Origin of the sequence: Nostoc parmelioides FACHB-3921, from assembly GCF_014696625.1 — a bacterium.
GTDB classification, from domain to species: domain Bacteria; phylum Cyanobacteriota; class Cyanobacteriia; order Cyanobacteriales; family Nostocaceae; genus Trichormus; species Trichormus parmelioides.
This window is the reverse complement of record NZ_JACJQL010000064.1, coordinates 24677-33019: the sequence shown is the minus strand read 5'-3', so window position 1 is coordinate 33019 and position 8343 is coordinate 24677. Positions and strand designations below refer to the sequence as shown.

The 8343-nt window shown below is 43.3% G+C and carries 5 protein-coding genes; 2 read left to right on the top strand and 3 right to left on the bottom strand.

What is annotated here, in order from left to right; all coding sequences use genetic code 11:
• Positions 1–97: 97 nt before the first annotated feature.
• The gene (locus tag H6G14_RS26650; RefSeq protein ID WP_190571201.1) at positions 98–250 is read right to left on the bottom strand and encodes a hypothetical protein; all 153 of its coding nucleotides are present in this window, start codon (positions 248–250) and stop codon (positions 98–100) included.
• Positions 251–586: 336 nt separating this feature from the next.
• On the opposite strand from H6G14_RS26650, the gene H6G14_RS26645 reads away from it, so the two are divergent.
• Both H6G14_RS26645 and H6G14_RS34265 read left to right on the top strand, forming a co-directional pair.
• Positions 587–760, top strand: coding sequence for a hypothetical protein (locus H6G14_RS26645; RefSeq protein ID WP_242053723.1), 174 nt, complete (start codon positions 587–589; stop codon positions 758–760).
• Positions 761–1399: 639 nt separating this feature from the next.
• Entirely contained in the window at positions 1400–4885 is a 3486-nt protein-coding gene (locus tag H6G14_RS34265; protein WP_338421221.1) for a DUF3987 domain-containing protein, read from the top strand.
• A gap of 716 nt (positions 4886–5601) precedes the next feature.
• Here the strand turns inward: H6G14_RS34265 and H6G14_RS26635 are convergent.
• Together H6G14_RS26635 and mobV are read right to left on the bottom strand one after the other, a co-directional pair.
• Positions 5602–6354 carry a tetratricopeptide repeat protein gene (locus tag H6G14_RS26635; RefSeq protein WP_190571193.1) on the bottom strand — a complete coding sequence of 251 codons (753 nt, stop codon included), beginning with the start codon at positions 6352–6354 and terminating at the stop codon, positions 5602–5604.
• Between the two features lie 158 nt (positions 6355–6512).
• Positions 6513–8231: a MobV family relaxase gene (gene mobV / locus H6G14_RS26630; protein ID WP_190571191.1), complete on the bottom strand. Its 1719-nt coding sequence runs from the start codon at positions 8229–8231 to the stop codon at positions 6513–6515.
• Positions 8232–8343: the final 112 nt, after the last annotated feature.

Genomic DNA, 8343 nt, shown 5'->3' with positions numbered 1-8343 from the left:
TTTGATTGCAAAGTTTTATTTCGCTTTTTCCCATAAGGCTTATTTTGCCGTTAATTATGGCTCATTTTATTGTTCACAATTTGGCTCATTTTTTCGTTCAAGTCACACTGGGGGAATCATCAGTGTCAATATCCCTAGCACTGGTGTAGGTGACATCCTGAAATACTGAGCGCATCACACGGGGTTTTTCACCTCTAAGTGCGGTGATGCTGGTGAAGTTGCCAATGTCTGCAAAATAAATGTTGTACACTTGCTATCTCCTAATCATGCTAGTAGCAGCCATCTATATAGATGTGGCTGTTGCTAACCGTTGAAGGTAGTTATGTTTATGCTCTAAAGCTTTACACCAGGGATTGCTAAAAGATTACTTACGCTTGGAGAAGCAAGTTACTCAAAAATTATTATTAATTTTTGGCTGCCATGCTTCGGGTTGAACATATCCGCTTTTCGGATGCTGATGCTATACTACACGTAAACTAGTCAGCACGTCAACTAGTCAAAAAGATGTAAACTAGTTTGCAGTAAAACAATCAAAAACGTAAACACGCTCGTATGATTTAGGAAGTAATGAATGATAGATGATGTTGTGGCACGAAGAAACGACCCAAGCTATGCACAGTTGAGCGGATACATCAGCAAGGAGGTAGTCAAAGAATTTAAGATGGCTTGTACTGACTTAGAAATTTCCCAAGTTGACGCAATGGAAGAGGCGGTCAAGTTATGGCTGGAACAATATAAAGCTAATAAAGCTAAGAAATGAAAATCATCAGAATAAAGTGATTACATCCTATATGACTTAAACACCAACTAGTACTGAAAGATAACTAATTACTTATGCCCTCTAACCAGAAAATACAAATATTGTCAAGTAGTGTCACGAAAAACAGTACTCTAGTACGGATTCAGAGCAGTAATTTTTCTGAAAAAAACAGTACTACAGTTCTGTGTCAACAGTTCAATTGTTCTGTAAGATCAGGCAAGTAGCGAAATGAAACGTAAACAGGAGGTCGATATTCAAAAGTATCAAAAGATAAATGGACGAAAGCGCCACTAATAAGTAGTGACGCTTTATCCTAGAAAAAAATTCATATTCTATTTACTGGAGCCGGAGAGGGGATCTCACACAAACCCAAGGCAGTGGCGGAAAAGTTGGCGCTTAGAAACCACTGACAGGGAAATGAGATTAAATCCGTGCTGCCGTCATTTTATTATATATGGAGCTGTGACAATTACGATATGCTTCAAGCGGCCGATTTTGCCAAAAAAAGTCATCAAACTCTGGTTTTCGTAGCCAGAAATAGGCAAAACTAAGTAAAACAGCGAATTATGTAGATATAAAGTGTGGCAGTAACATCAGCCTCTCCTCCGACCAGAAACAAACCAATCGGAGGAATCTACCGTGTTTATCCAATATCCAGAAGACGCTGCTAATTCAGCCAAAAATAATCTCACCATAGATCGCACTCAAGCACTAGCCCATCTAGAAGCATTGGGCTACAAAGCGGGAGATACAGTCTACCTACGCAGTTTTTACCCCAGCAATGACTCACGCAAGATAGGGGATAAAGGCAGAAAAGCCGAAGCGAAAAATATCAATCAGTTGCTGCAACTAGCCACACAATTCCAAGCCGAAGGCAGAGGAGTTTACTTTGTAGTCAACGGTGGTGGGCATACCAATGAGAGTGTGAGCGATTGCCGTGCGATCTTTTACGAGCATGACAACCTAGACAAAGAACTACAAAAACATTTATGGCGATCGCTCGGACTGCCAGAACCGAGTTTACAGATAGACACAGGTGGTAAATCCATTCACAGTTATTGGATTTTCGACTCCAAGATTGACCCCCAACAGTGGAAGCAACTGCAAACTGATTTATTAGAGTACACAGACGCTGATCGCGCTCTAAAAAACCCCTCACGAGTCATGAGGCTGGCTGGCTGTTGGCACTTCGCACCGAATAACGTACCATCGGGGCAAACTAAAATCATCCTCAACTCAGGTAAACGCTACAGCTACGATGAGCTAAGGGCAGTTATCCCCACCCCAGCCCCCACACTTAAAGGACTGCTGCCAACCAGTATCCGTGACCTACAACACGGCTGTCCTTTATATCTGTGCCTGAGCAAAGAGAATCGACGGTTAATTGATAGTGGTGCTGGGTCGGGTGAGAGAAATACTAAAGCATACTCTTTAGCCTGTGACCTGATCGGAACTGCTGCAACTTTGGATGCCCAAGGTTATCGCTACTCACTTAACCCCAGAGACATATTTGACGACTACTGTTGTAAATGTTCACCCCCACTCGGTTCTGATGATGCTACCGAACCGGACAAGGTTTGGAAATCGGCAACGGGTGATAATCCCAAACCCGCTTTAAGTGAAGATTACATCATTGAATGTATCAAAGCATGGGTTCGCAAAGAAACAATTCCTAGCCATGAACGGGCGACGATGCTCCACCGACCGGAGGTCATCGCCCATGACTCCCCTGACAACAAAATCAATAATGTCGTCCTTCATCCTACTGCCTTTATTCCCTACGATGAACTGAAAACTGAGTACATCAATTTACTTAATTCAGGCGCATCAAAATCACAAAAGAGCCGCTTTAAAACCGAGGTAAACAAAAAATATTACCCGGTAAAATTAGAGCGATTCCTTGATGATGTAGAAACTGAATATCGCGCCAGTGAAGATGATGAACTCATCAAAGAAGATATTCAAAAAGTTCTTGATTGTGCCAACCTAGAATTAGATATCAGGCAGTTTTTACCACAAAAATTAGCTACTGCTTTGATGTTGTTCGGCATCAACCAATCACTACCCCAAACATCATTAATGATGTCGCTCATCAGCGTCATTAGCGCCTCTCACCAGATTGGCGCACAGGTTTTGATTGGCAATAAGCACAATGAATTTTATCAAAACCCCGCTATCAATCATGCCCTAGTCGGTGATTCTGGTTCGGGAAAATCCATCATTTTTAGAAGCTTAGTGAAGAAACCACTTAACGCTTTAAGAAAGGAGGAGAATAAACGGTTTGCGTCTGAATCACAACAATACGAGAAAAATTTAGCCGCTTGGGAGCAGTCCGATAAATCTACACCCCAACCAGAACCGCCCAAACCAATTAACAGAATGTACCTAACTGGGGCAACTTTGGAAGGATTGAAGGATTACATTGCCAAAGCCCCGGATAACTCAATACTGAATGTAGTGGACGAGCTATCAGGTTTATTCGGGGGATTTAATCAATATAAACGGGGGCAAGGTAATGACCGTCAAGAGTTTTTAAGCTTGTATGACGGTGACGGTTTCAGTGAAGCCAAGGTATCCAAAAATATTTTTGTAGAAAGGACGAACACATCTTGGCTGGGGGGATTACAACCAACCATACTCCACAAGCATTTTGAATTAGGGGCCAGCGATGGGCTACTACCCAGGTTCACATTCTCAGTGTTGCCAGAAATTATTCGGCTATTACCAGATGAAAACACCCAAAGTATTGATATTACTGGAATACTCACCGGACTTTACAGAGCCACACTCTCCTGTCAGCCCCAAACCTATCACATTACAGGTGAAGCTTATAAATATTTCCGTGAGGTAGACACCAAATGGCAGTATGAAGCGGCAAGGTTGCCCAATGGTGCATTAAAAGAGTTCCTGAAAAAATGTAAAGGCTTGTTGGGCAGGCTGTCACTAAACCTGCATCTCATCCATGAGTTATCAGATCCATTCTGTGGGACTCCACCAACAGTTATCCCTGTAATCAGGGTAAAACAAGCCGCAGATATTGTTGAGCATTTATTAAGCCAGATTCAGGCAGTGCATTTACAGATTGCCGGGGAAACAACACAGTCGGCGATCGTCGCCATGATTAATCTGTCACACAAACGCCAGTCACTAGGGGAGGAAGGATGGTTAAACGCTAGGGAGATTGGCCGCCATCAGTCCGCTAAGGGAAGGATGAAATCTCTTGAGATTAGAGAACTAATGACTAAAGCCAAAGAGATGGGATATGGGGAGATAAGGGGGAGTGGAACAAAGTTAGAATGGAGCGCCACCAAAAATGTCGGCGATTTGTCGGCGATTGCTAAAAATACACCCAAGCCCGATATCTCAGTGGTTTTGAATCTTGACGCTCAAAAAATGTCGGCGGATGTCGGCGATTTGTCGGCGATGAGTAAAACGCCTGAAGCAGTTGTAAATACTGGGTTAGAGTTAAACGAGGTGAATTTTGTCGGCGATGTCGGCGATTTTTCGGATGTTTTTGAAGGGAATGAGTTGATTATCAATGATAAAAATGTCGGCGACCTAAATCTGTTGGTCAACCCAAATGTGGTGAATCCAGTAGTAAATCCAGATGAAAATTTATCTATAATTTCGCCGACAACGCCGACAAATTTAGAGAATGTGGCTGAAACTATTGCCAATACTAATGTTGAGAGTGCCGACATCTTGCCGACAAACTTGCCGACAACCGCCGACAACCGCCGACAAAATTCTGACATCTTGCCGTCAACCACTGAAGAAAACAGCATTTCAGACTTACCGCCGACAGATGCCGACAGATGCCGACAAAATTCACTCCTTTTGCCGACAGATGCCGACAATAACTGCCAACAAAATGAAGAACAAGAATTATCTACTGAAGAACCACAGGCTACAACCGATGAACCGCAGCAGGTAATCACAGAAAAAGATGCAGTTAAGAATGTGTGGGCGAATGCAGAACTGATTAGGGAGTGTATTGCCGATGAGAGTTGGGGCTTGATTGCCACGCTGACAGAAGAATGGACGAGTGAGTTTAAATCGGCTGTTTGGAAAGAGTTGACCCCAGAAGAGCGTCAGGCAGTGAAGCAACTCAAGGCATTGGAATAAACCTGAGACTGAGAGTGATTAATTCAGGGGCAGTGCCATCAGCTTGCTCCAAGGTAAAAGCGATCGTATCTGGGTGAGATAATTTTCACCAACCTATCCTGAATGAAACCGTCATCATCTCTAGCTTCATGTTGAGCGGATGAGATGTGAAAGACTCTGGATGAAAAATCTCGCTTTTTGGGGTTAGACTGACAACTGCCTACCATGCCTGCTGTTGTACCAAGACAGCAGTACAGATATGTGTTGGCTTTTTAGAACAAACAAGAGCATTTAAACCCGATTTGGTTCGCTTAGGGAAAATAAATTGCTCAACTCAGTACAGGAAAAACCCGTAATAAAACATATCAGTGTGCTATGCCAGTTTTATGTGAAATCTATGGCAGTTTCATGTCAGATTGACGTTAAATCCTAGTTAGATCCATGTCAATTTCATGGGAGGCGCAACTTTGACCGCAGTCAACCTATGTTAAAACCTTGGTAAAACTATGGTAAATCCTAGTCAAATTGACGTTAATTTCATGTCAGTTGAAAAAATTTGAGTTTCCGCACAGTACGCAATCTTTTTTTGCCAGATTTTTGGGGTCAAAACTGAAAAAGAAAAAAATAGGCATCAAAATGATTACCCAATAACTACATGAATAATACAAGAAATAGCTAACCTGTATGCAGAAGTTGTATTTAGGCGGCGACTATCTTAAAGCTCCATAAAACTTCAGCTATTGCTCAAGCGTTCTAATTAGCTTCTGTACTCTTTCAAAACTAACTGTATCTTTTATCTCTTTAAAAAGTCTAGCTGCTATTCGCAAATCAGCAATTGCTCCTTTTTTATCTCTTAAAATAGAGCGAGCAAGCCCTCGATCCTCGTATCCATAAATATAATTAGGGTCAATCTTTAGGGAAAAAGCGCAATCATCTAATGCTGTTTTGTCTCCTAATCCAGCACGGGCTAGACACCGACTGGAGTAAAAAGCAGCAGCACCAGGATTATTGTCACCAAGTTGAATTGCTTTATTGCAGTCAGAAATAGCTTTTTGATAATCACCTAATCCACGAGCGAGTCCATAACATCGATTATTATAAGCAAGAGCATTGTTGGAATCTAAACGAATGACTTCCGTAGAATCTGCAACTGCTTGGTCATAATTTTCTAGATAAAGATGTACATTGCTGCGGAACAAGTAAGCATCGGTATAGTCTGACTGAAGCCGAATTGCTTGAGTAAAATCTTCAATTGCTCCTGTATAGTCTCCTATGGAAGAGCGGAAACTCCCTTGATTGAAAAAGTCTTCAGCAGTAGTAGGAACTGGAAGTGTTTGTAGTGTAGAGAGAAAATCAGTCCTTCGCTGCTCAGGAAAATAATTTGATTGTGCTTGATATGTATTTAATACTGGAACTGTAATAGCAGTGGATGTACCACTAAATGTAAATGTTGCTCCCAAGATAAAGGAGAGTTTTTGAATCAGTTTCATCTCCGATTCCTAAAAATGAGTAACTACTAACTTCGGTATTTTCTGTACCGTAATTACATTAGATATGATTTTGTAGGTTTATGCACTCACATCAGGAAAGACAAAAAAAATTGATTCTTCTCTCTGCACAGATTTTCATTTCATCCCGATTGTGAAATTTAAAGACTCAAATCATCATCCTGCTGCTGTTGCTGTCGTCTCAACTGCCGTCCATATTCAAGAAGCTGCTGGTTCCAATCCGCCGCTTTGGATAAAACTTGTTGGGACTGTGGCAGTAGTTGTAAGACACGCTGTGCGGCCGCATGAGTTGATTGGTCTTTACCAAAAGTCACCAGTATATTAGGAACTTTCTGTAATCGCTCGACAGGCAAAGAGTTGATGTTATCTACTGCCATGTACAGGGTTCGCTCAGGTGGCACATTGCCCCTAACAAAGTATTCGAGCATGGCTCTGGAAATAGCTTCAATGGGAGAAGAACACAGCAGAACATGGTCTGTTTTATCGGTTGCTTGACCACCCAAACCGAAGTAAAACCAGCTATCACTGCGCTTAGTGCCTTTTTGGTAGCCCTTAAAGGTGTTGTTCTCTCCCCTAGTTCCGCGTAAAAATGCACCGTTACGCTGACCATCAAGATTCCGCATGACGAACACAGCGTTTTGTTGATCATCAGCGTAAAGTAGCCCCAGGTTTTTCAGCATTTGCAAACAATCAGAGGGGATGCCCCGTTGTTGGGTGAGGTAACGTTCAACGGCAGGCCAGTTAGCTTTATTCTCAACGGGTGGGGTGAATTGGGGACGCGCTTGGGCCTGGATAATGTCAGCAGCAGCTTTTTTTGCGTGGGCGATCGCTGCACGTTCTACGCCAGCTTCACCAAAACGCTCATGCAACCAGACAACCGCCTGCCGAAAATTGCACTGATTAACGTGCATAACCAAATCAATCGCACCGCCGCCGCCCTTTTGCTGTTCGGGTGAAAAGTCGTAGAACTTTGAGCCATCTATATTAATGATGAGTCCGTGACCCCGCCACCGCTCACGCTCGTAATCTAGCCCCAACTCCCAGGCGACATCTTCCAAGGCTAAGTCGCGCAGTTGTTTTGTTTGTTCTTGCCAAAAAGCGAATTGTGCCTCTAATTCCTTGATGCGTTTGTCTTTGAGTTCATTTTCAAGAGCCAAAGCCTTTGCTGTGGCTTCCATCTGCTGTTTTTTGGCTTGCGCCCTATCCCGGTCAGCCGCTTTGGCTTGCAATTGCAACTGGGTGAGGCTGGTATCTGGTTCTATACCGGAGTTAACAATGCTGTAAAAGTCCTTGATGTCCTGGTGTTGCGCCCTACTGCCCTTAATGCCACGCTCCAACCCCAAATGTTCTGTAGCCTCGGAGTAGGAATCTTGAAACTCCCTCATCTTTTGACGACCATCGAAGAAGTGCTTGGCCCTGAGTTGCCCTTTCTCATCAAGGGGGACAAAGTAAGCGTGAATGTGTGGGGTGGCTTCATCTAAATGTAATTCTGCCCTGACAATGCGATCGCCGTATCTCGAATCTAACCATTGTTTAGAAGCAGCCAGCCAGGAGTCAACTTTATCCTGCTCATAGTAACCCGCTTGTGTTGGGCAGTTGGGACGAAAATATTCGGGGCTGGCAGTCAATAAAATTTCCGTGCAGTAAACAGCGTCAGGGCGAATCTTCCGTTTCTGCTCCCCTATCCTTTCCATTACCAACTGATCTAATGAAAGTGTTGGGTTATTAGTGCCAATGAATCTGATATTTTGTTTGTCAGGATCAGCGTTGGGTGTTTCTCGCTGACGGGCGGTGTGCGCTTCACTGCCTGCCAAGTTACTGCGTTTAAGCTTTTTAATCCGTGCAATAGCGTAAGCCATGCCACTTTTTGGGTGATTGAGTGTAATTGCGTCGCAGACCCCACGTAACCTTTTTGTTTCGACCGTTAGGGAGAAATGGCGCAAGCCACCCGTCAGGGCAAAAAGGTGTAGT